The organism is Actinopolymorpha cephalotaxi (assembly GCF_013408535.1).
Taxonomy (GTDB): domain Bacteria; phylum Actinomycetota; class Actinomycetes; order Propionibacteriales; family Actinopolymorphaceae; genus Actinopolymorpha; species Actinopolymorpha cephalotaxi.
This window is the reverse complement of sequence record NZ_JACBZA010000001.1, coordinates 1,649,486-1,673,525: the sequence shown is the minus strand read 5'-3', so window position 1 is coordinate 1,673,525 and position 24,040 is coordinate 1,649,486. Positions and strand designations below refer to the sequence as shown.

The window sequence follows — 24,040 nt, the reverse complement described above, 5'->3', positions numbered from 1 at the left end:
ACCTGAGTCAACCGGTGCTTGCGTACGGACGTCGTCCGTACGCAAGCACCGGTTGACAGCCGGTCAGGACGCGCGGGCGACCGGGCCGACCACGTTGGCGTAGATCTCGCGGGTCGCCGTGGACCGGTTGAGGGTGTAGAAGTGCAGGCCCGGGGCTCCCCCGTCGAGGAGCTTCCGGCACAGCTCCGTGGCGGCCTCCACCCCGATCGCGCGGACGGCCGCCGGGTCGTCCTCGACCGCCAGCAGGCGTTCGGCGAGGTCGGGCGGGAACGCCGCACCCGACAGGGCCGCGAACCGCTGGATCTGCCGGACGTTGGTGACCGGCATGATGCCCGGGATGATCGGGATCTCGCAGGACAGCTTCCGCGCCCGGTCGCGCAGCGCGAAGTAGTCGTCGGCGTCGAAGAAGAACTGCGTCACCGCGAAGTCCGCGCCCGCCGCCGCCTTCGCGGCGAGGTACTCCGCGTCGGCGTCCAGGCTGACCGCCTCCGGGTGTCCCTCGGGGAACGCCGCCACGCCCACGGAGAAGTCACCGAGCTCGCGGACCAGCGTGACGAGCTCGTCGGCGTGGTCGAGCCCCTCCGGGTGCCGGATCCAGGGTTGGTTCGGCCCGCCTTCGGGGTCACCGCGCAGCGCCAGGATGTTGCGGACCCCGGCGTCGGCGTACGAACCGATCACCGAACGCAGCTCCGCGCGGGAGTGCCCCACGCAGGTGAGGTGGGCGACCGGCGTCAGCGTCGTGTCACTGGCGATCCGGGCGATGATCCGGACCGTGCGGTCGCGGGTGCTCCCACCGGCACCGTAGGTGACCGAGACGAACGTCGGCGACAGTGGCTCCAGCTCGCGGATGGCGCGCCACAGCTGCAGCTCGCCCTGGTCGGTCTTGGGTGGGAAGAACTCGAACGAATACGAACGATCACCGCCCGCGAGCAGCTCACGGACGGTTCGGGACGGACGGGGAGCGGAGGACGCGGGCCCAGAAGCCATGCGGCCCAGGCTAGCGGTGCCGCACCCGGCCCCGTCTAGGCTGGCGCGCGTGCCGGACACCACCCAGCCGCATCGTGACCACGCCGAGACCCCCGCCGGGACCGCGCCGGCCGCCGATGATCTTGCTGTGCCGCCTGAGTCGCCCGCGCCCGGGCCGCCCGGGCCGCCCGGGCCGCCCGGGACCGAGGCGGACCTGGCCGCGCTGCGGGCCGGGGTCGACCGGGCGCTGGAGGAGTTCCTCGCCGGTCGCGCCGCCGAGCTGGCCGGCGTGGACGCCGAGCTCCGGATCCAGAGCGACCTGGTGGCGGAGTTCGTCGCGGGCGGCAAGCGGCTCCGGCCGGCGTTCGCCTACTGGGGCTGGCGAGCGGCCGGCGGCGACCCTGACGATCCGCGGATGATGGTGGCCGCCGCGTCGCTCGAGCTGCTGCAGGCCGCCGCGATCGTGCACGACGACCTGATGGACGCCTCCGACACCCGGCGCGGCCGGCCCTCCATCCACCGGCAGTTCGCCGCCCAGCACCGCGAACGCGGCTGGGAAGGGCCGGGCGAGCGGTTCGGCCTGGGCGGTGCGCTGCTGCTCGGCGACCTGTGCCTGTGCTGGTCGGACGAGATGCTGCGCACGTGCGGGTTGCCGCCGGAGCGGCTGCTGCCGGCCCTCGGCTACTTCGACACGATGCGCACCGAGGTGATGGCCGGGCAGTACCTCGACCTGGTGACGCAGTCCGCGGCCGACACGACGATGGCCCGGGCCATGCGGGTGGTGCGGTTCAAGAGCGCGAAGTACACCATCGAACGCCCGCTCCACCTCGGCGGTGCGCTCGCCGGTGCCGGCGAGGACCTGCTCGCGGCGTACTCCGCGTACGGCCTGCCGCTCGGTGAGGCGTTCCAGTTGCGCGACGACGTGCTCGGGGTGTTCGGCGACCCGGTGATCACCGGCAAACCGGCCGGCGACGACCTGCGCGAGGGCAAGCGGACCGCGCTGGTGGCCAAGGCCCTGGAGACCGCGTCCCCCGCACAGGTGGAACGCTTCCAGCGGTGGTTCGGCGACCCGGACCTGGACTCGCAGGGCGTCGGCGAACTCCGCGACATCATCGTCTCCACCGGTGCGCTGGCCGCGGTCGAACACCTCATCGCCGAACTCACCGCGGAAGCGTCACTGGCCCTCGACAAGGCGCCGTTGACAGCCGACGACGCCCGCGCCGCGCTTGCCGGACTGGCCAGAGCCGCCACCCAGCGCACCGGCTGACGCATCCGGCAGCCGGCCGGACGCGCGGGGCGCGGACCACTCCCGGTGCGGCCACATCCAGGTGCGGGCCGGTCACTCCCAGGTGGATACGTCGAGCACCGGGCCCGGGCCCGCGACCACCACCGCCAGCACGCCCTGCTCCCGGTCGGCCGCACGGGTGGCGAACTCCGTCAGCGCGAGCTCGGTCGCCTGCGGGTTCAGCTGCGCGAGCCCCGCCCAGCCCTGCCACCACACCACCACGCCGTGCTCGTCGCGTACTTCGGCAAGAAGCTCGGCGAACGCGTCGAAGCTGCGGCCGAGGTAGGCCGGGAGGCCCAGGGTCTTGGCGACCGCGTCCAGCAACCCGGCCTTGTCGACCACGGTCGCGGTGTCCAGGTCGACGAAGTGCCAGCCCTCCTGGTCGACGACGCCCTTCACCTTGACGGTGGGCGGCGCCGCCGGCCAGCGGTAGACGCCTGGGGTGAGCTCACCGGCCAGCAGCAGGTCCAGCTGCGACATCGGCGACTCCTTTCGCGCTCTGCTGCATGTCGTGGTCTGCGTGTATCCCGGGCCCGGTCACCTCGGTCCTGGGCGCGACCCGACTGTGCGCTGAGGTGTTGCACCCCAGGGGCTGAGTTGCGTCCCCGGGCTGGTTGCGAAGTAGGCGTCCTAGAACGCGAGCACCTGTGCGTGCCGGCGTACTTCCTTGATCCGGTTGCCGGCCAGCGCGTCGATCGGGCGGGTGTCCAGCCGGTCGTCGACGGAGAACAGCCAGCGCACGGTCTCCTCCGCGTCGAAGCCACCGTCGCGCAGGACGGTGAGCGTGCCGGTGAGGCCCTTCAGGATGTGGGCGCCGTCGAGGAACGCCGCGGGCACGTGCAACGCGCCGCGCTCCCCGTGCGGAACGGCGATGAGCTCGCCCTCGCGCAGCAACTGGCGTACCCGGCTGACGTTGACGCCGAGGCGCTCGGCCACCTCGGGGACGTTCAGCCACTCCGGTACGAGGGTGTGGACGTCGGCCAGGCCCCCCTGCCCGGTTTGCCCGGCCGTCTCCGGCTGCTCGGCGTGCTCCGACGGGTCCGTCTGCGTGATCGGCTCGTTCTTGCTCACCCTGCAGAGCCTGCCACGGACGACTTGACGCTAACCGCTGGGTCCGCCAGCAGCCCGGGATCGACGGCCGCGCCGGACTCGGCGATCCTGCGGCCGGCCACGAAGTCGCGTGGCTGGTCGACGGCCAGGACTGCCACCACCCGGGCGTCCGGGCCGAGCCAGAAGACCGACCAGCGAGCGTCGGCGGCCGGGTCACCGCGCCACACCAGCCGGGTGCCCGGCAGGTCCGGTCCGGCGTGGGATTCGGCGGAGGGTCCGGCGACCGGCAGTCCCGCGGCGGGGAGGCCGGCGTACTGCACCATCCGCCCGAACTGCTCACTCCAGACGTACGGGACTGGGTCGTAGGTCTGGGCGCCACCGAGCAGGTTGGCGACCGCGACCGCCGGTGCGCGCAGCGCGTCGTCCCAGTGCTCGCCGCGCACCCGCGTGCCGTAGCGCGGCGACCAGCGGGCGGCGACGTCACCCACCGCGTACACGCCGGGCCGGCCGGCGGCCAGGTCGGCGCCGACCACCACGCCGCGGTCGAGTTCCAGGCCGGAGCCGGCGAGCCAGCCGGTGGCCGGCCGCACCCCCACACCGACGAGTACGACGTCCGCGCGCAGGGTGGTGCCGTCGGCGAACTGGACGGCGTTCGGCCCGACGCCGGCGACCCGGTGGTCGAGGAGGAGATCGGCCCCGGCCTCGGCGTACCACGGCGCCAGGTGCCGCCCGACCTGTGGCGGCAACGCGTGCGCGACCGGGGTCGGCGCCTGCTCCACGACCGTGACCCGGCAGCCGACCGTCCTCGCGGCGGTGGCCACCTCAGCACCGATCCACCCGGCCCCGACGATGACCACGGTCGCGCCCGGCCGCAGTGCCGCCCGCAGCGCGTGGGCGTCCTCGTGGGTACGCAGGTAGCGGGCGCCCTCGCCGGGCAGCACGACCGGCTCGGCGCCGGTGGCGAGCACCAGCCCGTCGAAGTCCAGGTCCGGGCCGGACGTCTCGCCCGGGCCTGCCGTCTCCACCACGTCACCGCGCAGCCGGGTCGCGCGTACGCCGGGGCGGAAGTCCACCCGCAGCCTGTCCGGATCGAACGGCAGCGCCGAGTCGTCGGACTTCCCCGACAGGATCGCCTTCGACAGCGGCGGCCGGTCGTAGGGTCCCCGCGGCTCCGCACCGACCAGCGTCAGCTCACCGGCGTACCCCTGCTCGCGCAGGCCGACCACCGTGCGCAGTCCGGCCAGCCCGGCTCCCACCACCACGACTCGTTCCACGATTCCCGACCCTAGCGTCGGCCGGCCGGCGCGCTCGTTCGGCGCCGAAGTGTGCGAACGCGCCTACCCTGGGCCGATGACCCCCGACGCGAAGTCCGGCCGGACCGTCGGCGCAGCAGCCGACCGGGGCGTGCTCACCGGTGAGGAGTACGCCGACGACTCCCGGCTGTCCGACCGCATCTCCCTCTACGAATGGCAGCGGCCGCGGCTCGATCTCGGCGCGACAGTCCTGGAGAGGCTGCGCGGGCTGCCCGGGCCGGGACCGGTACTGGACGTGGGCTGGGGCACCGGCGCGCTGACCCGGCGGCTGCGCGCGGACCGGCCCGACCTGCGGGTGGTCCCCGTCGACCTCTCGGCCGGGCTGGCGCCGGAGGTGGTGGGCGAGGTGGACCGGCTACCGTTCGCCGACGGGTCGGTGGGCGCGGCGCTGGCGATGCACATGCTCTACTACGCGGCCGACCCGGCGAACGCGGTGCGCGAGCTGCGCCGGGTGCTGCGACCGGGTGGGCGGCTGGTGGCCAGCACGAACGGTGCCGGCGACAAGCCGCAGTGGGCGCGGTTGTGGACGGACACGCTGCGGGACCTGGGCGTCGCCGATCCGCCGCCGTACGACCGGGGCGACTCCCGCTTCGACCTCGAACTGGGTGCCGCGCTGGTGCGGGAGGTGTTCGGCACGGTCGACGTGCACGACCACCGGTACGAGATCGCCGTACCCGAGGCCGGGCCGGTCCTCGCCTACCTGCACAGCACCCGCGGGCAACAGGCCCGGGCGCTGCCGAAGGGCCTGACCTGGGCGGACTTCCGGTCCGCCGCGTCCGACCGAATCCAGGCCGAGGTCGACCGGGCCGGCGCGTTCGTGCTGACCGGCCACACCGGGATACTGACCGCCGTCGCGTGACGCCCGAGGCGTGGGCGGCGGTGCCGAACGTCGTGGTGGCGTACGACACAGCGTGGGGAGATGACGGACGCGGCGGGGCGATGGCGGCGAGCTCGGGCGAGGCCGGGTGTTGCGGGCAGTCGGCGCGGCCTGCCGCCCTTCTCACCTGAGGTCTTTACACTCGAGTCGTCCTAACCGCCATCTCAGCGAGGCCCCTGCGTGGACGTCACGGTCAGCGATCCCCTGGTCGGTCGCCTGCTCGACGGCAGGTACCGCGTGGGACGACGCGTCGCCCGAGGCGGCATGGCGACGGTCTACGAGGCCGTCGACACCCGTCTCGACCGCACCGTCGCCGTCAAGATCCTGCACGCCGGGCTGGTCGAGGACGCCGATTTCGTCCGGCGCTTCCAGCGCGAGGCACGGTCCGCGGCGCGGCTGTCCCACCCGCACGTGGTGGCGGTGTTCGACCAGGGCGCCGACGACGGGACGCCGTACCTCACGATGGAGTACGTCGCCGGCCGCACGCTGCGGGACGCGCTGTACGACGAGGGGCCACTCTCGCCGGAGCGGACGCTGGAACTGCTCGACCAGGTGCTGCAGGCGCTCGCCGCGGCCCACGAGGCGGGCATCGTGCACCGCGACGTCAAGCCGGAGAACGTCCTGCTCGGCCGCCGCGACCAGGGCAACCATGGCGACCACGGCGACGTGGTGAAGGTCGCCGACTTCGGGCTGGCCCGGGCGGTGTCCGCGGCCACCAACACCTCCACCCACGGCCTGCTGATGGGCACGGTGTCCTACCTCGCGCCCGAGCAGGTGACGCACGGCACCGCCGACGCCCGCGCCGACGTCTACGCGACCGGGATCATGGTCTACGAGATGCTGGTCGGCTCCAAGCCGCACGAGGGCGACTCGCCCATCCAGATCGCGTACAAGCACGTCAACGAGGACGTACCCGAGCCGTCGAAGTCCGTCCCCGGCATCCCCGCCTTCCTGGACGCCCTGGTGCTGCGGGCGACCGCCCGCGACCCCGCGGTCAGGCCCGCCGACGCCCGGGTCTTCCTCCGTCACGTCCGCCGGGCGCGCACCGCGCTGCGCGACGGCGTGGACGACCCGGAGCTGACCCAGGACCTCACCGCGTTCCGGCGGCCCGCGGAGCCGCCCACCGAGCACACCCTGATCGCGCCGCTGGAACAGATCCGGGCCGCCTCGGCGGCCGCGCTGGCGCCCGCGGTCGCGCTCCGTCCGGACCGGCTCGACGACGGGCGGCCGGCCGACTACGCGGACGTGCCCGACACCGACGAGCCCGAGCCGCCCCGCCGGGCGTGGTGGCTGCGGGCGCCGCTCGTGGGCGGCCTGGTCGCCGCCCTCCTGCTGGCCGGCGGGCTCACCTGCTGGGCCGCCGGCATCGGCCCGTTCACCAGGGTGCCGCCGGTGGTCGACGTGGCCCAGAAGAAGCTGCCCGGCCTGGCCCAGGAGTCCGGGGTGAAGTTCGTGGTCGCGGGCGAGGTCTACAGCGAGGACGTACGCAAGGGCCACGTCGTGCGGGCCGCGCCGGAGCCGCGCGCCCGCACCTGGCGCGGCGGGCCGGTGCAGGTGTGGATGTCCCTGGGGCCGGAGGTGCACGACGTGCCCCGGCTCGCCGGCACGTCCGAGGACCGCGCCCGGCAACTGCTCGGTGAGGCCCGGCTGCGGGTCGAGGAGGTGCAGACGGCTTTCAGCGACACCATCGGCGCCGGCCGGGTCATCTCCTCCTCCCCCGAGGCCGGCACGCCGCTGCGGCGGGACGGCGAGGTGACGCTGGTCGTCAGCAAGGGCCGGGAGCCGGTCGACCTGCCGCCGGTGGCCGGGATGCCGTTCGCCGCGGCCAACACCACGCTCACCGCGCTGGGGTTGAAGGTCACCCGGGTGGACGCGTTCTCCGACCAGGTGCCGGCCGGTCAGGTGATCGATCAGCAGCCCCAGCCCGGCCGGGTCTTCCGGGGCGACACGGTGCGGATCGCGGTGTCGAAGGGGCCGGAGTTCGTCCCCGTCCCGCCGGTGGCGCGGATGCCGGTGCCCCAGGCGCAGAAGACGCTCACCGACGCCGGTTTCCGGGTGCAGGTGAAGCGCAACCCCGTCTACGTCGGGCTGAACGTCGTCGTCACCCAGACGCCGGCCGGGAACGCCCGGGCGCGCGTCGGCTCGGTGATCGTCCTGGACATCGTCTGAGCCGACCCCGAGCCACCGGCCGACCAGCCGCTCTCCGCGGCGGCTCCGGCAACGCGGGTGCGCCAACGACAGGTTGACTGCTTGGGTGAGCCCATGGATCTCGACGCCCGTATCGCTCTCGTCACCCGCACCTGGGTCCCTACTCAGCAACTGCACGCGGGCAATGTGGCCTGGCACGGCAGTGGGTGCGACGGCGCCCCACCCGCCGACGCGACCCTCGACGGCGATGGCTGGTTCGCCGAGGTGTGGCACCACGACGACGAGGGGGAGGCCGAGGGGCACTTCTCTCCCGACCTGTCGCCGGACGAACGGCGCCGCGCGTTCGACGGGATCCGCTCGCATGCGCCTCGCGGTTCGATCAGCCTGGTGACGGACTCACCGATGGCGGACACGCTTCGCGCGGCCGGCGCGCATGACCTCGGCGGGCCGTTCTTCCTCCTCCAGCATCGTGGTCTCGACCAGCTGCCGAGCCTGCCCCTGCTACCCGGGTACAGCATCCTGGCTGCCGAGGAAGCCGGAGAACACGCCCGCGTCGACGCACACCGCCGCGCCTGGGCACCAGCTCGCATCAAGGACCTACTCGGCCTGCCGGTGACCGGCGATGAGCCTCATAGCGGCTTCACGCTCGACAAGTACGAAGCGATGAAGGCCGTCACCCTCTATCGGCCCGAACTCGACCTCGTGGTCATGGCACCGGACGGCAGCCCGGCGGCATTCGCACTTGGCTGGTACGACGATCGCTCCCGAAGCGTCCTCTTCGAGCCGGTCGGCACGAGCCCGGAGCATGCCCGGCGCGGTCTGTCCCAGGCTGTCTGCGTCGCGGTGATGACGAAGGCCCGGGAGCTGGGCGCCACGCAGGCGGTCGTAGGTCCGCGGGGCGACGATGCGTATCCGGCGCCGCGGCGGCTCTACCGGACCCTCGGCTTCGCCACTCTGGCCCGCACCTGCACGCTGGCATGGGGTGCGGACCAGCGGCGTGACCTGGGCAGTCGGAGCGGCGCAGACGTCTGAGATGGTGGGCCGGTGGCATCCTCAGCTCGCCCGAGCGCACCGGCCCGCGCCGCGGCGACCGCGCGGGGCCCCAGAGCCCGCGCGCGGCGGCCCGTCCCGCCGATCGGCAGCCATCTTCCGGTGGGCGCCGGGCTGGTCAGGGGTGCGTTCCGTACGGCCGTCGACATCGGCGCGGAGGCATTGCAGGTCTTCGTCGGCAACCCGCGCGGCTGGGCACGCGCCGCCGGAGATCCCGAGCAGGACGAGGCGTTCCGCTCCCGGTGCGCGGACGCCGGGATCCGCGTGTTCGTGCACACGCCGTACCTCGTGAACTTCGGCTCCCCCACACCCGCCACCCTCGAACGCTCGGCAGACATCGTGGCCCACAACCTCGTCCGGGCGTACGCCATCGGCGCCGAAGGTGTCGTCGTGCACACGGGTTCGGGTGTGGCCGAGGGCAGCCGCGAGGTCGCGATGCGGCAGGTACGCGAGTCGCTGCTGCCGATCCTGGACGCGTTGCCCGACGGCGCTCCCACGCTCCTGCTCGAACCCACCGCCGGCCAGGGCCAGTCGCTGTGCTCGGGGGTGGACGACCTCCCGGCCTACCTCGCCGCGCTCGACGACCATCCACGGCTGGGGATCTGCCTGGACACCTGCCACGTGTTCACGGCCGGAGCGCCGCTGGACACACCGGGCGGCACGACCGCGACCCTGGACCGGCTGGTCGCGCTGGCCGGCGCCGACCGGCTGAGACTGGTGCACGCCAACGACTCCAAGGATCCGCGCGGCAGCTTCCGCGACCGGCACGAGCGCATCGGCCAGGGACACATCGGCGCGGGCGCGTTCGAGGAACTGCTGCGCCATCCGGCGGTGGCGGGCGTGCCCGTGGTCGTGGAGACCCCCGGCGGCGTCGAGGCGTCCCGTGAGGACATCGCCGCGCTCAAACGTGCGAGGGGACGGTGAGCGGCGACATCCGCCACACCGGCAGCGCGGGCAACGCGGGCAACACCGGCAACACAGGCGACACCGGCAACGCTGGTTCCGTCGACGCGCCGTCCTCCCACACCGGCCGGCCCGGTGAGCATCCCGAGGGCGGGCACGGAAGCGCGGTGCCGAAGCTGGCCGTGATCGGACTGCTCGCGGTCACCGCCTCCTGGGGGTCGACGTTCTTCCTCATCAAGGACGTGGTCACCCGGGTGCCGGTGCCGGACTTCCTCGCCGTGCGGTTCGCCATCGCCGCCGTCGTGCTGGGGGTGTTCGCCGCGCCGACGCTCGCCCGCCTCGGTGCGGTCGCGTGGCGGCGGGGCGCCGTGCTCGGTCTGCTCTACGGACTTGCCCAGATCGCCCAGACCGAAGGGCTGGCGCACACCTCGGCGTCGGTGTCGGGGTTCGTCACCGGGATGTACGTCGTCCTCACGCCGGTGCTGGCCGGGGTGCTGCTCCGCCACCGGATCGGGCGGGCCACCTGGATCGCGGTGGCACTGGCCACCGCCGGGCTGGCCGTCCTCGCCCTGCGGGGGTTCGCCTTCGGACCCGGTGAGCTGCTGACGCTGCTGTCCGCGGGGTTGTACGCGCTGCACATCGTGGCGCTCGGCGCGTGGACCAGCCTGCGGGACGCGTTCGGGCTGTCCGTCGTACAGCTCGGCGTCATCGCGGTGGTGTGCGGCATCGCGGCCGCTCCCGGCGGGATCACCGTGCCGGACCGGACCGGCGACTGGATCGCCCTGCTCTACATGGCGCTGATCGCGGGCGCGTTCGCACTGGTGACCCAGACCTGGGCGCAGGCACACCTGCCGCCGACCCGGGCCGCGGTCATCATGTGCATGGAACCGGTGTGGGCGTCGGCGTTCGCGCTGGTGTTCGGCGGGGAGTCCCCGACCGTCCGGATGGTGGCCGGAGGCGGACTTATTCTGGCCGCGATGTACACCGCCGAACTCGCGCCGAGGCGCCGTCTCCCGGCGGAGACTCCCCACCTGCCGGTTTGAGACCGAGGTGTTACGGGGGCGAGTCGGTAAACGCCTTCCGGTGCCCTAGCATCTGCGCCAGCATCTACGTGATCATCACCTGGGAACGTTCCCAGAACTGACCGCAGAACTGCCCGCCGGGGCGTGTCCGGAAGGAGGTCGTTGGTTCGGCGTCATCCTTACTCACCGGAGGCATCACCTTGTCAGTAAGCACGCAGGACTCGCTGGACACCGGCTCGCCGGCCCGGCGGAGCAGCACCTCGTCGCGGCCGGGCTGGACCCCGCGCGACAAGGCCAATCTCAGGAAAGGGCTGGTGTTCATCGGCCCGTGGATCGTGGGGACCCTCGCGTTCGTGGTCTTCCCGATCTTCTACTCGCTGATCATCAGCCTTACCAAGTACAGCGGCATGCAAACCCCGCTGTGGGTCGGACTCAGCAACTACACCCGGTTGTTCCAGGACCCGCTGGCCTGGACGTCCATCTTCAACACGCTGTTCTACTCCGGCTGGGCGGTGCCGGTCGGGCTCGTCGTGGCCCTGCTGCTCGCGCTGGCGATGAACCGCAGCGTCCGTGAGGTGGCGGTCTACCGCACCGTCCTCTATCTGCCCTCGCTCGCGCCCGTCTTCGCGATGTCGTTCATCTTCATCGTGCTGGTCAACCCCGGCACCGGCATCGTCAACCAGGCGATCGCGTTCTTCGGCGGCCAGGAGCGCGACTTCCTCGGCGACCCGACCACGGCGAAGATCGTCATCGTGGCGATGGCCCAGCTCGGCGCCGGCAACGCGGCGCTCATCTACCTGGCCGGCCTGAACAACATCCCGCAGACGTTGTACGAGGCCGCCCGCATCGACGGCGCCAGCTCGCTCCAGTCGTTCTTCCGCATCACGCTGCCGCTGCTCACCCCGTCGATCCTGTTCAACCTCATCACCGGGATCAGCGGTGGTCTGCAGGTGTTCACCCAGGCCTACATCCTCACCGGCGGCGGGCCGAACAACGGCACGTTGTTCTACATGCTCTACCTGTACCGCAACGCGTTCAGCTACGCCGACCTCGGCTACGCGTCGGCGCTCGCGGTCGTGCTCTTCCTCATCGGGGTCGTGCTGGCCCTGCTCGTCTACCAGGTCTCGCGACGCTTCGTGAACTACGAAGTCGCCTCCTGACCGCGGGCTCCCAACACGTTTCCCGACGCTGCGAAGGACTTTCCATGACCACACAAACCGATACACCCGGCGCGCGCCTCGGCGGCGCCGGCCCAGTGATGTCGGCCCGGGAGCGCACGTGGCGCACCTTGGGAGACCGCATCGGCGTCCGGGTCTTCCTGGTCGCGATGTCGGTGCTGTTCCTGCTGCCGATCTACTGGATGATCATCACCTCGCTGAAGTCCAACGAGGAGCTGGGGATCACCCCGGCGACGCTGTTCCCGCAGGTGCTGCACTGGGACAACTACGTCGAGGCGTTCAAGGCGTTCCCGTTCGCGACGTACTTCGGCAACTCGCTGCTCATCACCGTGCTCAGCGTCATCGGCTCGATCGTCTCCAACCTGATCGTCGCCTACGGTTTCTCCTGCCTGGAGTGGCGCGGGCGGGACAAACTCTTCTACATCGTGCTCGCCACGCTGTTCATTCCGTTCCCGATCGCGCTCATCCCGACGTTCGACCTGTTCGCCTGGCTGCACTGGATCAACACCCTGCTGCCGCTGGTCGTCCCGAACTTCCTCGGCAGCGCGTTCTTCATCTTCCTGCTCCGGCAGTTCCTGCTGCAGATTCCGCGTGAGCACCTGGACGCGGCGCGCATCGACGGTGCGAGCGAGGCGCGGATCCTGTGGCAGGTGGTGTTCCCGATGGCCCGGCCCGCGGTCGCGGCGGTGGCCATCTTCACCGCCGTCGGCGCCTGGAACGACTTCCTGGGGCCGCTGCTCTACCTGCAGGACGAGGCCAAGCAGACGCTGGCCATCGGCATCCAGGCGTTCCGCAGCACCCACGACGTGCAGTTCAACCTGCTGATGGCCGCGTCGTTGATGATTCTCGCGCCGTTGGTGATCCTCTTCTTCGCCGCGCAGAAGTACTTCATCCGCGGCATCACCCTCGGGAGCTTCAAGTGAGCGAGACGACGCCGAACGAGAAGACACCGACAGGACGGGCAGACATGAGGTCGCGACCACGTCGTATCCGAAGGGTCGTCCTCGCCGTGCTCGCCATGGCGCTGGTGGCAGGTACGGCGGGTGCGTGCTCGGGAAACTCCTCCGACCGCAAGCTGCTGGTCTGGACCCAGCTCGGGGGCGAACGCGAACTCAAGGCGCAGAACCTCGTCATCGACGCGTTCGAGAAGGCCAACCCCGGCGTCACGGTGCAGATCGTGCCGAAGTCGGGGCAGTTCACCGGCGACTCCGCGGCACTGATCGCCGCGGTGCGCGGCAACACCCCGCCGAACGTCTACATCATCGACCGGTTCACCACCGCGCAGGCGGCCTCGGTCGGGTTGTTCGAGGACCTGCAACCGCGCATTGACAAGGACGGGGAGAACCTCCGCAGCAAGTACCTCCCGTACGCCGCGGACGAGGCGACGTACAAGGGCGACATGTACGCGCTGCCGTTCGACACCGACGTGCGCGGGCTGATGTACAACAAGAAGACCATGCGCGACGCCGGCATCGACCCGGCGGTGCTCGACCCGAAGAACGGCCCGCCGACCATCGACGAGGTCGTCGCCCTCGGCAAGAAGATGGACAAGAAGGACAAGCGCGGGAACTACACCCGGATGGGCTTCATCCCCTGGGACGGTCAGGCGTTCCACGCCACCTGGGCGATCATCAACCGGGCGCAGTGGTTCGACGACAAGACCTGCGAGCTCACCCTGAACAGCCCGGGGTGGACCAAGGCGATGCAGGACTTCGCCGACTGGGCCAAGGAGTTCGACTACTCCCGGGTGCAGACGTTCCTCGCGACCTACCGGCCGCCGAACCAGCCGCCCACCCAGTCGCCGTTCTACACCGGCCACATCGGGATGGCCGTCGACGGCAACTGGTCGGTCGGCAGCATCAAGGAGTACGCCCCGAAACTCGACTACGGCGTGACCTACCTGCCGGTGCCGAAGAAGGGCGACAAGCCGCTGACCTGGGCCGGTGGTTTCGCGCTGACCATGCCCAAGGGCGCACCGAACCAGGACCTCACCTGGAAGTTCATGAAGTTCATGGCCGGTGAGCAGGGCCAGCGCATCTACGCCAAGTCGGCCAGCAAGATCCCGACCTGGCAGAGCCTGGTCGACGACAAGAGCGTCACCGGCGACCAGGGCATCTTCCCGAGCATGGTGAAGTTCACGACCTCGCGGCCGCCGCTGCCGGTGGGCGCGCAGATCTCGGACTCCATGGACGCCGCGCAGCAGGCGGTGCTCCTCGGCGACTCCACGCCGAAGGAGGCGCTGTCGATCGCGCAGGACCGGGCCGGTCCGCAGATGAAGCAGTTCTGCCCGTTCAAGCTGCCCTCCCACCCGGAGTAGCGGAACGGCGGAACCCGCGAACACCTTTGCCGGCGGCGATCCCGCCCGCTGAGGAGCTGACGACGAGAACGGCGGGGCGGTCGGGCCTACGGTCCGACCGCCCCGCCGTTTCGGGTGCCGACCGCCGTTGGACCGGGAGAGTACGGCGTACAGCGACTGGGACAGGTCCGGCTGTGCTCGCCTGGTTTCCAGCCGGGTCCGGCCCGGTTCCGGCCCGGTTCCCGGCCCGTTCCGGTCGGGTTCCGCCCTCCACGCACGCCGGCGCCGGTGATCTGCGACCATGACTGGGTGCAGGGTCGGCACTTCGGAGCGGATGTCACACCGGAGCGCCTGGCGCGAATCGACGCCCGCCGGGGTGTACCGCCAGGGCAGACCTGTGTGTCCTCGTGGAAGGTCATGCACTACGGCCGGGTCCCGCGCTCGACCGATCCGCAGGGCTGGGACTTCCGCGTCATCGGCGCCACCGCCAGCGGCACCGAGCACATCCTGGACTTCGCGACCCTGGCCGCCCTCCCCCGGGTCGACGTGCTGGCCGACCTGCACTGCGTGAACGGGTTCAGCCTGCTCGACCTGACCTGGACGGGCATCCCCACCCGGGCACTGCTGGAGCTGGCGCCGCCCCGTGAGGACGTACGCCACGTCATGGCCTGGGCGCAGTACGGCTACTCCGCCAACCTCCGGCTCGCCGACCTGCAGGCCGAGGGCACCCTGCTGGCGACCGGCGCGGGTGGTGAGGACCTCTCCCCCGAACACGGCGGGCCGCTCCGCCTGGTGCTCCCCCACCTGTACGCCTGGAAGGGCCCGAAGTGGCTCCGGGCGATCGAGTACCTCACCGAGGACCGGCGCGGCTTCTGGGAGGAACGCGGCTACCACAACTCCGCCGACCCCTGGTCGGGCGAGCGGTACGCCTACCAGGAAGGCGCCGCCGCCGGCCCGAACTAGGTCGTGTGGACTCCTCCGTTCGGGCCGGGATCCCAGCGTACGAAGGCGTCTGCCGACCCGCCGCACAACCGCAACCTGATTGAGACCTCGGCCGCGTCCACATGCCGGACGTTTCGGTCAACGGAGCCGAGTCCGCCGGTTACGCTCACCCTCTCGCCGGCCGGAGTGTGGCCGGTGTGGGACGGAGGTGCGCCTCACATGGTCGTGGTGATGAATCCTGGCGCACCGCCGGAGCACCTTGCCGCGGTGGTGGCCCGGATCGAGTCGGCGGGTGCGCAGGCGTTCGTGAGCCGGGGCATGGACCGCACCATCGTCGGGGTCATCGGCGAGGGGTCACGCATGGCCGAGCTCACCCTCGCGGGGATGCCGGGCGTGGCCACCGTTCTCCGGGTCACCGAGCCGTACAAACTCGTCAACCGCCAGGCCCGGACCGAACGCTCCGTCGTGTGGGTCGGTTCCGGCGGCCGCGAGGTGCCGGTCGGCCCGGGGACCTTCACCCTGATCGCCGGTCCGTGCGCGGTGGAGAGTGCCGCGCAGACGCTCGGCGCGGCCCGGCTGGCGGCCGGCGCCGGGGCCACCCTGCTGCGCGGCGGGGCGTACAAGCCGCGCACGTTTCCCGCCGGCTTCCAGGGGCTGGGCAAGGACGGGTTGCGGATCCTCGCCGACGTCCGCGAGGCCACCGGACTGCATGTCGTCACCGAGGTGATCGACCCTGCCGACGTCGACCTGGTGGCGTCGTACGCCGACATGCTCCAGATCGGCGCGGCCAACATGCAGAACTACCCGCTGCTGGACAGCGTGGGCCGCCAGGACAAGCCTGTCCTGCTGAAGCGCGGGCTGCAGGCCAGCGTGGACGAGTGGCTGATGGCCGCGGAGTACCTCGCCCAGCGCGGCAACTGCGAGATCGTGCTCTGCGAACGCGGCATCCGGACGTTCGAGACCGCCACCAGCGCCACGCTCGACCTGGCGTCGATCCCGCTCGTCCAGCGGCTGTCCCACCTCCCGGTCGTGGTCGACCCGACGCACGCCGCCGGCCGCCGGGACCTGATCGTGCCGCTGGCCCGGGCGGCGATCGCCGCCGGAGCGGACGGCCTGCTGATCGACGTGCACCCCGACCCGGAGAACGCCCTGGTCGACGGTGCGCAGGCGCTGGCCGGTGCCGAACTACGCGAGCTCGCCACGGCCGTACGCCGGCTGCCGCCGATGCTCGGCCGCAGGGCGGCCCTGCCGCGTGGTGAGGGCGCGGATGCCGTACGCCTGGGTTCGCCGGCGTCCTGAGCGCTGCCCGTTCCCCTTCAGGCTCCCCTACTTCAGGGCGGTGGTCAGCACCTCGCCCGCATGCCGGCAGCCGGCCTCGTCCACGTCCAGGTGGGTGACCAGCCGCAGCGCGGTCGGCCCGAGGACGGACACCAGGACCCCGGCCGCCCGGGCCCGCTCGGCGACCTCGGCCGCGCCGGTGCCGATCCCGGCGGCGGCCAGGTCGAGCACCACGATGTTGGTCTGTACGCCGGCCGGCTCGACGATGCCGGGCGCGACCTCGGCCAGCCGGTCGGCCAGGGCGCGGGCGTTCGCGTGGTCCTGCGCGATCCGGTCCAGGTGGTGGTCCAGGGCGTACATCCCGGCCGCGGCGAGCACCCCGGCCTGCCGCCAGCCGGCGCCGAGCCGCTTGCGCCAGACCCGGGCGTCGGCGATCGCCGCCGCCGGCCCGGCCAGCAGCGAGCCCACCGGCGCGCCGAGTCCCTTGGACAGACAGACCGACACCAGGTCGGCGCAGGCGGCGTAGGTGCCCGGCGCCACCCCGGTCGCGGCGCAGGCGTTCCACAGCCGGGCGCCGTCCAGGTGCACGCCGACGCCGTTGGCCGCGGTGAGCTCGCGCAACTCGCGCAGGGATTCCAGCGGCTGGATCGACCCGCCGCCGAAGTTGTGGGTGTTCTCCACCGACACCGCGGCGGTGGACACGAAGTAGGGCCCGGCGTCCGGCGCGAGCAGTTCGCGTACGGCCGCCAGGTCGACCAGTCCGCGCGGATGCGACCACGTCCGGCTGGTGACGCCGAAGACCGTCGCGTGGGCGCCGAGCTCCGCGCGGGCGATGTGCGCCCGCGCCTCGCACAGCACCTCCTCCCCCGGCTTCACCAGGGCGCGGACGCCGAGCAGGTTGGCCAGCGAACCGGTGACGGTGAACAGCGCCGCCTCGGTGCCGAGCAGATCGGCGACGCGTTCCTCCAGGGCGCGGCAGGTGGGGTCCTCGGCGTACACGTCGTCGCCGACCTCGGCCCGGGCCATCGCCGCCCGCATCCCCGCCGTCGGCGTGGTCACGGTGTCGCTTCGCAGGTCCACCGGACGGTCGCGGTCCGTGTTCTCCACCTCGGCGTTCTCCAGCTCGGTGTTATCCAGCTCGGCCACGACCTGCACGCTAGCCGACCTCGCCGGTGTTCAGGTGCCCGGCCGATAGCAGACACGTCCGGCCGGAGCGGACCGGGCCAAACCTAAGGTGGACGAATCGCTCAACGAAGGGAACCTCGAGGAATGGGCACCATTCGCGAAGCGGACCACCAGCACTGGCGCGAGCACGGGTACGTCGTGGTGCCCCTGCTCGACGACGACCAGGTACGAGCGACCGTCGAGAACATCCACGAGTACATGCCGCCGTGGGAGGAGTACGCCCGGCACCCGCGGTGGTACGAGGAGTCGGTCGCCGCGAAGAGTGGGCGGCTGCGCACGTTCGCCACCTTCCCCTTCGTCGGTGACGCGCTGAACGAGACGACGCTGCATCCGGAGCTGATCGCGTTCGCCGAAAGGGTCATCGGCACCGACCGGCTGATGCTCAGCCACGGCCAGCTGGGCGGGAAGTACGCGGGTACGCGCGACTTCGAACAGCAACTCCACCTTGACTACGGCAACAACACGCTGGTGTGCCCGCCGCCGGACGACGAGATCGTCGACCTGCCGGCGATCATCTACTACACCGACGTGACCGTGGACCTCAGCCCCACCTACGTGGTGTCGCAGAAGTTCACCCGCGACCTCCCCCGGGAGCCGCGTTTCCACACCCGCGAGGGATCGCCGGAGGTGTACGCACACGAGGTGCCGGTGGTCGTTCCGGCCGGGTCGGTGCTGATCTACTCGATGAACACCTTCCACCGCGGTTCCGCGCTCACCGCGTCCGAAGGCCTGAGGTATGCCCAGAACATCGGCTTCAAGCGGGTGGACACCCCGTGGTGTGGCCAGGTGACGTTCCAGCACGACGGCGGCAGCCCGGAGATGAACCACTTCCTGGAGCACGCCACCCCACGCCAGCGTGAGTTCGTCGGCTTCCCCCGGGTGGGCGACGCGTACTGGAACAAGTCCACCGTCGCCAACGTCGGCGCCCGCTACCCCGGCATGGACATGAGTCCGTACCTCGCCGCGATCTCCTAGAGCAAGCCCTGGAGGGGCCTGGAAAGCCCTGGAAAAGAAGGCCTGTTCCGGCCGCCCGGTCGCCACATCCGGGCACAGGTAACCGGCTCAGGACGTACGCGTTGTCCTGCCCCCGGCAACCCTCCTACGATCTGGCGAAGATCCACCGACGGCGGAGGTTCCCTTCACTCATGCGAATCCAACCCACTCCCGAGGACCTGATCGAGCTGACGTCCTCCTGGCAGGGCGAGCGCTTTCCGGACGGGCGGCCGAAGGTCCCTGACGAGGTGCTGGAGGAGATCCGGCTGGCCACCACCGAGGAGGCGTGGGGTGTCCTCCGCCGGCAGGGCCACGACCGCCAGTTCGCAGGTGGCTGGCGCCAGACCCACCCCGGCAACGTCCTCGTCGGCCGGGCGGTCACCTCGCAGTTCCTGCCGCACCGTCCCGACTTCGACAGTGCGGTCGTCGCCGCAGGTGCCCGCGAGGGTCACCTCGCACCCGACAAGCAGAACTCCTGGATCATCTCCACGCTGGTGCCCGGCGACGTCATGGTCACCGACATCTTCGGCAAGGTCCGCGACGGCACGGTTGTCGGTGACAACCTCAGCACCGCCATCGCCGCACGCACCGGTGTCGGCGCGGTGATCCACGGTGGCATCCGTGACTACCAGGGAATCAGCCAACTCGACGGCGGTGTCAACTTCTTCTTTCGCGACGCCGACCCGACCGCGATCAGGGACGTGACCCTGGCCGGCATCAACCTTCCCGTCCGGATCGGCGACGCGACCGTGCTCCCCGGCGACGTGGTGCTCGGAACGCCGAGCGGACTCATCTTCATCCCACCGCACCTGGCCGCCATGGTCGCCGAGTCCAGTGCGGACATCCGTACCCGCGACGTCTTCGGCAAGCTCCGGTTGGCAGAGCAGGTCTACAGCAGCGCGGAGATCGACGTCGGCACGTGGGAAAGCCACATCGAGGAGGACTTCCAGCGATGGCGCAAGGAGCAGGAGCAGGCGGACCGGGCCGGGCAGGCCACGACCAGGAGCTGACCGGCGACCAGTTGCTGGACCGGGTGAACACCCACTCTCGGCCCAGCGACCTGAGGATCACCGACCTGCGGGTGGCCTCGCTCACCGGGGTGCCGTTCCGGTCCACGATCATCCGGATCGACACCAACCAGGGCATCAGCGGGTACGGCGAGGTACGCGACGGCGCGAGCCGCAGCTTCGCCCTGCTGCTGAAGGCCCGGCTGGTCGGTGAGAACCCCTGCAACGTCGACAAGCTCTTCCGCGCCATCAAGCAGTTCGGCCACCACGGCCGGCAGGGCGGCGGGGTGTGCGGTGTGGAGATGGCGCTGATGGACCTTGCCGGCAAGGCGTACGGCGTTCCGGCGTACGCCCTGGCCGGCGGGAAGTTCCGCGATCGGGTGCTCTGCTACGCCGACACCCCGAACTCCCCCGACCCGCAGGTGCTCGCCGAACGGCTGGTCGGGCGGCGCAAGCTGGGCTACCAGTTCCTGAAGATGGACGTGGGCATCAACCTGCTCTGGGACGTGCCCGGTGCGCTGATCGCACCGCCGGGCGCCCGCGAGCAGACCACCACGATGCACCCGTTCACCGGGATCCGGGTCACCGACAAGGGCGTCGACCTGCTGGCCGAGCACGTCGCGACCGTACGTGAGGCGGTGGGGTACGACATCCCGCTGGCCGTCGACCACTTCGGCCACATCGGCGTCGACTCCTGCCTGCGGGTCGGCCGGGCGCTGGAGCCGTTCGCCCTTGCCTGGCTGGAGGACCTGGTCCCGTGGCAGTTCACCGCCCAGTGGCGGGAGCTCACCACGGCACTGTCAACCCCGACCTGCACCGGGGAGGACATCTACCTCGCGGAGAACTTCAAGCCGCTGCTGGAGGCCGAGGCGATCCGGATCGTGCACCCCGACCCGGCCACCTCCGGCGGCATCCTGGAGACCAAGCGGGTCGGCGACCTCGCCGAGGAGCACGGCGTCGCGATGGCGCTGCACATGGCCGCCTCGCCGATCGCGACGCTGGCGAGCGCCCACATCGCGGCGGCCACGCACAACTTCCTGGCGCTGGAACACCACGCCGTGGACGTGCCGTGGTGGAGCGACCTGGTGACCGGGCTGCCCAGCCCGCTGATCGAGGACGGCCACATCACCGTGCCGGACAAGCCCGGGCTGGGCTTCGACGACATCAACGAGGAACTCTTCCGCGAGCACCTCGACCCGGCGTTCCCGAGTTTCTTCGAGCCGAGCGAGGTGTGGGACACCGAGGTTCACCGGGACCGGCTGTGGAGCTGACCACGGCGGCTCACAAAGGCCGATGAACGAACGGGCCGGGCGACTCCCCTGTGGGGAGCACCCGGCCCGTTCGTGGCGTACGGCGAAACCTCAGGCGCGGTGCAGCATCTCCGCGACGAGGAACGCGAGCTCCAGCGACTGCGCGCGGTTGAGCCGCGGATCGCACACGGTCTCGTACCGGTGCACCAGGTCGGCCTCGGCCAGGGCGTGCCCGCCGCCCACGCACTCGGTCACCGCGTCGCCGGTGAGCTCGACGTGCAGCCCGCCCGGCACGGTGCCGAGCGACCGGTGCACCTCGAAGAAGCCCTCGACCTCCTCCAGTACGTCGTCGAAGCGGCGCGTCTTGTAGCCGTTCGGCGCCTCGAAGGTGTTGCCGTGCATCGGGTCGCACACCCAGGCGACCGAGGCGCCGCTCGCGGTGACCTTCTCCACCAGCTCAGGCAGCGCGTCGCGGATCCGGCCCGCACCCATCCGGGTGATGAACGTGAGCCGGCCCGGCTCGCGGTCGGGGTCGAGCCGCTCGATCAGCGTCAGCGCGTCCTGCGGGGTCGTGGTGGGGCCGAGCTTCACCCCGATCGGGTTGCGCACGTGCCGGGCGAACTCCAGGTGCGCGCCGTCGAGCTGACGGGTCCGCTCGCCGATCCACAGGAAGTGGCCGGAGGTGTCGTAGGGCAGGCCGGTCCGGGAGTCGATCCGGGTGAGGGCCTCCTCGTAGTCGAGCAGCAGGGCCTCGTGGCTGGCGTAGAAGTCGACGGAGTGGAACTCCGCCGGGTCCGCGCCGCAGGCGTGCATGAACGAGATGGCCCGGTCGATGTCGCGGGCCATCCGGTCGTAGCGCTCACCGACCGGGCTGTCGCGCACGAAGTCGGTGTTCCACGCGTGCACCTGGCGCAGGTCTGCCTCGCCGCCGACGACGAACGCCCGGGCGAGGTTGAGCGTGGCCGCCGAGGAGTGGTACATCCGCACCAACCGGTCCGGATCGGGCGTGCGGTCCTCGGGGGTGAACGGGAAGCCGTTGACCGCGTCGCCGCGGTAGGCGGGCAGCTCGACGCCGTCGCGCACCTCGGTCGGCTTGGACCGCGGCTTGGCGTACTGACCGGCGATCCGCCCGACCTTGACCACCGGCACGCTGCCGGCGTAGGTGAGGATCACCGACATCTGCAGGATCGTGCGGAGTTTGTTGCGCAGCGCGTCCGCGCCGACGCCGTTGAACGTCTCCGCGCAGTCACCGCCCTGCAGGAAGAACGCCCGCCCCGCCGCGACGTCGGCGAGCCGCGCCTTGAGGGAGTCGCACTCGCCGGCGAAGACCAGCGGAGGGAACGTCCGCAGCTGTGCGGCGGCGGCCCGCACCGCACCCGCGTCGGGCCATTCCGGCTGTTGGGCGGCCGGGAGGTCACGCCAGGCCTGGAGAGAGTTCACGTCACGAGAGTATGACCGGGGCCGGCGCGCGGACGCGCCGACCCCGGACGACGATCTTCGAGGAGCGGCTCAGCCGAACAGGACGCCGGCCTCGGCGTACAGCTCGGGGGTGACGACCTTCAGCTCACGGGTGGCCTCGGCCAGCGGTGCCCGCACGATGTCGGTGCCGCGCAGCGCGACCATCTGGCCGAAGTCGCCGTCGTGCACCGCCTCGATCGCGTGCAGGCCGAACCTGGTGGCCAGCCAGCGGTCGAACGCGGTCGGCGTGCCGCCGCGCTGGGTGTGGCCGAGGACGACCGCGCGGGCCTCCTTGCCGGTCCGCTTCTCCAGCTCCGCGGCGATCATGTCGCCCACCCCGCCGAGGCGGACGTGGCCGAAGGAGTCCAGCTCCTCGTTGGCGAGGGCGTGGGTGCCCTCCTTCGGGGTGGCACCCTCGGCGACCACGATGATCGGCGAGAAGTTGGTACGGAAGCGGCTCTCGACGTCCTCGACGACCTTCTCCAGGTCGAACGGCACCTCGGGGATCAGGATGACGTTGGCGCCACCGGCGAGGCCGGAGTGCAGCGCGATCCAGCCCGCGTGCCGGCCCATGACCTCCACCACGACGATCCGGTGGTGCGACTCGGCCGTGGTGTGCAGCCGGTCGATCGCCTCGGTGGCGATGTTGACCGCAGTGTCGAAGCCGAACGTGAAGTCGGTGGCGCCGAGGTCGTTGTCGATGGTCTTCGGCACGCCGACGACGTTGACACCGAGCTCGGACAGCTTCGTCGCCACGCCGAGGGTGTCCTCGCCGCCGATCGCGACCAGGGCGTCCACGCCGTTGCTCGCCAGGTTTTCCTTGATCCGCTCGACGCCGCCGTCCACCTTGAACGGGTTGGTCCGCGACGATCCGAGGATGGTTCCGCCGCGCGGGAGGATGCCCCGCACCTGCGGGATGCCGAGTTCGCAGGTGACGTTTTCCAGCGGGCCCTTCCAGCCGTCCCGGAACCCGACGAAGTCATAGCCGTACTCGGACGCTCCCTTGCGTACGACGGCCCGGATGACCGCGTTCAGTCCTGGGCAGTCGCCACCACCAGTGAGCACACCAACTCGCATTGACAGTCCTTTCCAAGACTGCAAGAACAGGTCCTGTCGAGCCTAGCCCTGCCGGGTTCGCCGCCCTCCGCAGGGCCGCCGTCAGGTCTCGTCAGGTCCCGTCAGGTCTCGTCGGCGCTGTCGAGTCCGCTTTCCAGGGCGTACCGGACGAGTTCGACCCGGTTGTGCAACTGGAGCTTGCGCAGGGTGTTCTGGACGTGGTTCTGCACGGTTCGGTGGGAGAGCACCAGTCGGTCGGCGATGTCCTTGTAGCTCAGCCCCTTGGCCACCAGCCGCAGCACCTCGGTCTCCCGCTCGGTCAGCTGCGGGGCGACCGGCTCGGCCGCGCGGGACGCGCCCGACAGGCGGCGGAACTCCCCCAGCACGAGGCCGGCGAGCCCGGGGGTGAAGACGGCGTCGCCGGCGGCGGTCCGGCGTACGGCATCGAGAAGCTCCTCGCGGGAGGCGGACTTCACGAGATAGCCGGCGGCACCGGCCTTGACCGCGGCCAGCACGTCCAGCTGCTCGGCGCTGGCGGACAGGATCAGCACCCGGGTGCGGGACTCGCTCTCGGCCAACCGGCGGGTCACCTCGACGCCGCCGAGGACCGGGATCTGCAGGTCGAGCACCACCACGTCGGGCCGGGTCGCCTCCGCGCGGCGCAGCGCCTCGTCACCCGCGCCGGCCTCCGCGACGACCTCGAATCCGGCCTGCTGCAGGTCGCTGGACACGGCACCGCGCCACATCGGATGGTCGTCGACCACCATCACCCGGATCATGCAC

At 71.4% G+C, this 24,040-nt stretch carries 22 protein-coding genes; 14 read left to right on the top strand and 8 right to left on the bottom strand.

Features of this window, described 5'->3' with window-relative positions:
• Positions 1-63: 63 nt before the first annotated feature.
• The gene (gene metF, locus FHR37_RS07545; protein WP_092884920.1) at positions 64-987 is read right to left on the bottom strand and encodes a methylenetetrahydrofolate reductase [NAD(P)H]; all 924 of its coding nucleotides are present in this window, start codon (positions 985-987) and stop codon (positions 64-66) included.
• A 49-nt stretch (positions 988-1,036) separates the two neighbouring features.
• On the opposite strand from metF, the gene FHR37_RS07540 reads away from it, so the two are divergent.
• Entirely contained in the window at positions 1,037-2,233 is a 1,197-nt protein-coding gene (locus FHR37_RS07540) for a polyprenyl synthetase family protein (protein ID WP_237768906.1), read from the top strand.
• Between the two features lie 72 nt (positions 2,234-2,305).
• On the opposite strand, the gene FHR37_RS07535 is transcribed toward FHR37_RS07540, so the two are convergent.
• The 3 genes from FHR37_RS07535 to FHR37_RS32960 all read right to left on the bottom strand — a co-directional run bounded on the left by FHR37_RS07535 (position 2,306) and on the right by FHR37_RS32960 (position 4,575).
• The gene (locus FHR37_RS07535) at positions 2,306-2,731 is read right to left on the bottom strand and encodes a barstar family protein (protein WP_092884922.1); all 426 of its coding nucleotides are present in this window, start codon (positions 2,729-2,731) and stop codon (positions 2,306-2,308) included.
• 150 nt (positions 2,732-2,881) lie between these two features.
• Entirely contained in the window at positions 2,882-3,322 is a 441-nt protein-coding gene (locus FHR37_RS07530; protein ID WP_237768907.1) for an Rv2175c family DNA-binding protein, read from the bottom strand.
• Positions 3,319-4,575 carry an NAD(P)/FAD-dependent oxidoreductase gene (locus FHR37_RS32960; RefSeq protein WP_175542610.1) on the bottom strand — a complete coding sequence of 419 codons (1,257 nt, stop codon included), beginning with the start codon at positions 4,573-4,575 and terminating at the stop codon, positions 3,319-3,321. The genes FHR37_RS07530 and FHR37_RS32960 overlap by 4 nt, the downstream gene beginning before the upstream one ends.
• 76 nt (positions 4,576-4,651) lie before the next feature.
• On the opposite strand from FHR37_RS32960, the gene FHR37_RS07520 reads away from it, so the two are divergent.
• From FHR37_RS07520 to aroF, 10 genes are all read left to right on the top strand, one after another.
• Positions 4,652-5,473, top strand: coding sequence for a class I SAM-dependent methyltransferase (locus FHR37_RS07520; RefSeq protein WP_092884923.1), 822 nt, complete (start codon positions 4,652-4,654; stop codon positions 5,471-5,473).
• A 198-nt stretch (positions 5,474-5,671) separates the two neighbouring features.
• Entirely contained in the window at positions 5,672-7,660 is a 1,989-nt protein-coding gene (gene pknB / locus FHR37_RS07515) for a Stk1 family PASTA domain-containing Ser/Thr kinase (protein WP_237768908.1), read from the top strand.
• Between the two features lie 93 nt (positions 7,661-7,753).
• The gene (locus tag FHR37_RS07510; RefSeq protein ID WP_092884925.1) at positions 7,754-8,671 is read left to right on the top strand and encodes a GNAT family N-acetyltransferase; all 918 of its coding nucleotides are present in this window, start codon (positions 7,754-7,756) and stop codon (positions 8,669-8,671) included.
• A 12-nt stretch (positions 8,672-8,683) separates the two neighbouring features.
• Positions 8,684-9,613: a deoxyribonuclease IV gene (locus FHR37_RS07505; protein ID WP_092884927.1), complete on the top strand. Its 930-nt coding sequence runs from the start codon at positions 8,684-8,686 to the stop codon at positions 9,611-9,613.
• Positions 9,610-10,635: a DMT family transporter gene (locus FHR37_RS07500; protein ID WP_237768909.1), complete on the top strand. Its 1,026-nt coding sequence runs from the start codon at positions 9,610-9,612 to the stop codon at positions 10,633-10,635. Before FHR37_RS07505 ends, FHR37_RS07500 begins: the two co-directional genes overlap by 4 nt.
• A gap of 179 nt (positions 10,636-10,814) precedes the next feature.
• Positions 10,815-11,774 carry a carbohydrate ABC transporter permease gene (locus FHR37_RS07495; RefSeq protein ID WP_237768910.1) on the top strand — a complete coding sequence of 320 codons (960 nt, stop codon included), beginning with the start codon at positions 10,815-10,817 and terminating at the stop codon, positions 11,772-11,774.
• A 44-nt stretch (positions 11,775-11,818) separates the two neighbouring features.
• A complete protein-coding gene (locus FHR37_RS07490) occupies positions 11,819-12,715 on the top strand; it encodes a carbohydrate ABC transporter permease (RefSeq protein ID WP_237768911.1) in 897 nt (298 codons plus the stop codon).
• Between the two features lie 44 nt (positions 12,716-12,759).
• Positions 12,760-14,109 (top strand): ABC transporter substrate-binding protein, encoded by a 1,350-nt coding sequence (locus FHR37_RS07485; RefSeq protein ID WP_092884929.1) that lies wholly within the window; start codon positions 12,760-12,762, stop codon positions 14,107-14,109.
• Positions 14,110-14,487: 378 nt separating this feature from the next.
• A complete protein-coding gene (locus FHR37_RS07480) occupies positions 14,488-15,051 on the top strand; it encodes a molybdopterin-dependent oxidoreductase (RefSeq protein ID WP_237768912.1) in 564 nt (187 codons plus the stop codon).
• 198 nt (positions 15,052-15,249) lie between these two features.
• The gene (gene aroF / locus FHR37_RS07475; RefSeq protein ID WP_092884931.1) at positions 15,250-16,329 is read left to right on the top strand and encodes a 3-deoxy-7-phosphoheptulonate synthase; all 1,080 of its coding nucleotides are present in this window, start codon (positions 15,250-15,252) and stop codon (positions 16,327-16,329) included.
• A gap of 27 nt (positions 16,330-16,356) precedes the next feature.
• Here aroF and FHR37_RS07470 read toward each other — a convergent pair whose 3' ends face one another.
• Positions 16,357-17,454: a threonine aldolase family protein gene (locus FHR37_RS07470; protein WP_330831727.1), complete on the bottom strand. Its 1,098-nt coding sequence runs from the start codon at positions 17,452-17,454 to the stop codon at positions 16,357-16,359.
• 123 nt (positions 17,455-17,577) lie between these two features.
• Here FHR37_RS07470 and FHR37_RS07465 point away from each other — a divergent pair, with 123 nt between their 5' ends.
• The 3 genes from FHR37_RS07465 to FHR37_RS07455 all read left to right on the top strand — a co-directional run bounded on the left by FHR37_RS07465 (position 17,578) and on the right by FHR37_RS07455 (position 20,764).
• Positions 17,578-18,468, top strand: a complete 891-nt coding sequence (locus FHR37_RS07465; RefSeq protein ID WP_092884933.1) for a phytanoyl-CoA dioxygenase family protein — start codon at positions 17,578-17,580, stop codon at positions 18,466-18,468.
• 170 nt (positions 18,469-18,638) lie between these two features.
• On the top strand, positions 18,639-19,496 hold the full coding sequence (locus tag FHR37_RS07460; RefSeq protein WP_092884935.1) for an RraA family protein: 858 nt from the start codon (positions 18,639-18,641) through the stop codon (positions 19,494-19,496).
• Positions 19,439-20,764, top strand: coding sequence for a mandelate racemase/muconate lactonizing enzyme family protein (locus tag FHR37_RS07455; RefSeq protein WP_092884937.1), 1,326 nt, complete (start codon positions 19,439-19,441; stop codon positions 20,762-20,764). Before FHR37_RS07460 ends, FHR37_RS07455 begins: the two co-directional genes overlap by 58 nt.
• 90 nt (positions 20,765-20,854) lie before the next feature.
• Here FHR37_RS07455 and FHR37_RS07450 read toward each other — a convergent pair whose 3' ends face one another.
• The 3 genes from FHR37_RS07450 to FHR37_RS07440 form a co-directional block, all read right to left on the bottom strand.
• A complete protein-coding gene (locus FHR37_RS07450; RefSeq protein ID WP_092884939.1) occupies positions 20,855-22,183 on the bottom strand; it encodes a class II 3-deoxy-7-phosphoheptulonate synthase in 1,329 nt (442 codons plus the stop codon).
• 69 nt (positions 22,184-22,252) lie between these two features.
• The gene (locus tag FHR37_RS07445) at positions 22,253-23,278 is read right to left on the bottom strand and encodes a 6-phosphofructokinase (protein ID WP_092884941.1); all 1,026 of its coding nucleotides are present in this window, start codon (positions 23,276-23,278) and stop codon (positions 22,253-22,255) included.
• Positions 23,279-23,379: 101 nt separating this feature from the next.
• Entirely contained in the window at positions 23,380-24,036 is a 657-nt protein-coding gene (locus tag FHR37_RS07440) for a response regulator (RefSeq protein ID WP_092884943.1), read from the bottom strand.
• Positions 24,037-24,040: the final 4 nt, after the last annotated feature.

Excerpts from the sequence above, each read along its gene's own strand:
- FHR37_RS07440 (WP_092884943.1), bottom strand. The coding sequence starts at position 24,036 with ATGATCCGGGTGATGGTGGTCGACGACCATCCGATGTGGCGCGGTGCC.
- FHR37_RS07535 (WP_092884922.1), bottom strand. The coding sequence starts at position 2,731 with ATGTCGCAGCTGGACCTGCTGCTGGCCGGTGAGCTCACCCCAGGCGTC.
- FHR37_RS07445 (WP_092884941.1), bottom strand. The coding sequence starts at position 23,278 with ATGCGAGTTGGTGTGCTCACTGGTGGTGGCGACTGCCCAGGACTGAAC.
- FHR37_RS07465 (WP_092884933.1), top strand. The coding sequence starts at position 17,578 with ATGGGCACCATTCGCGAAGCGGACCACCAGCACTGGCGCGAGCACGGG.
- FHR37_RS07510 (WP_092884925.1), top strand. The coding sequence starts at position 7,754 with ATGGATCTCGACGCCCGTATCGCTCTCGTCACCCGCACCTGGGTCCCT.
- FHR37_RS07455 (WP_092884937.1), top strand. The coding sequence starts at position 19,439 with ATGGCGCAAGGAGCAGGAGCAGGCGGACCGGGCCGGGCAGGCCACGAC.
- FHR37_RS07460 (WP_092884935.1), top strand. The coding sequence starts at position 18,639 with ATGCGAATCCAACCCACTCCCGAGGACCTGATCGAGCTGACGTCCTCC.
- FHR37_RS07490 (WP_237768911.1), top strand. The coding sequence starts at position 11,819 with ATGACCACACAAACCGATACACCCGGCGCGCGCCTCGGCGGCGCCGGC.
- FHR37_RS07520 (WP_092884923.1), top strand. The coding sequence starts at position 4,652 with ATGACCCCCGACGCGAAGTCCGGCCGGACCGTCGGCGCAGCAGCCGAC.
- aroF (WP_092884931.1), top strand. The coding sequence starts at position 15,250 with ATGGTCGTGGTGATGAATCCTGGCGCACCGCCGGAGCACCTTGCCGCG.
- metF (WP_092884920.1), bottom strand. The coding sequence starts at position 987 with ATGGCTTCTGGGCCCGCGTCCTCCGCTCCCCGTCCGTCCCGAACCGTC.
- FHR37_RS07485 (WP_092884929.1), top strand. The coding sequence starts at position 12,760 with ATGAGGTCGCGACCACGTCGTATCCGAAGGGTCGTCCTCGCCGTGCTC.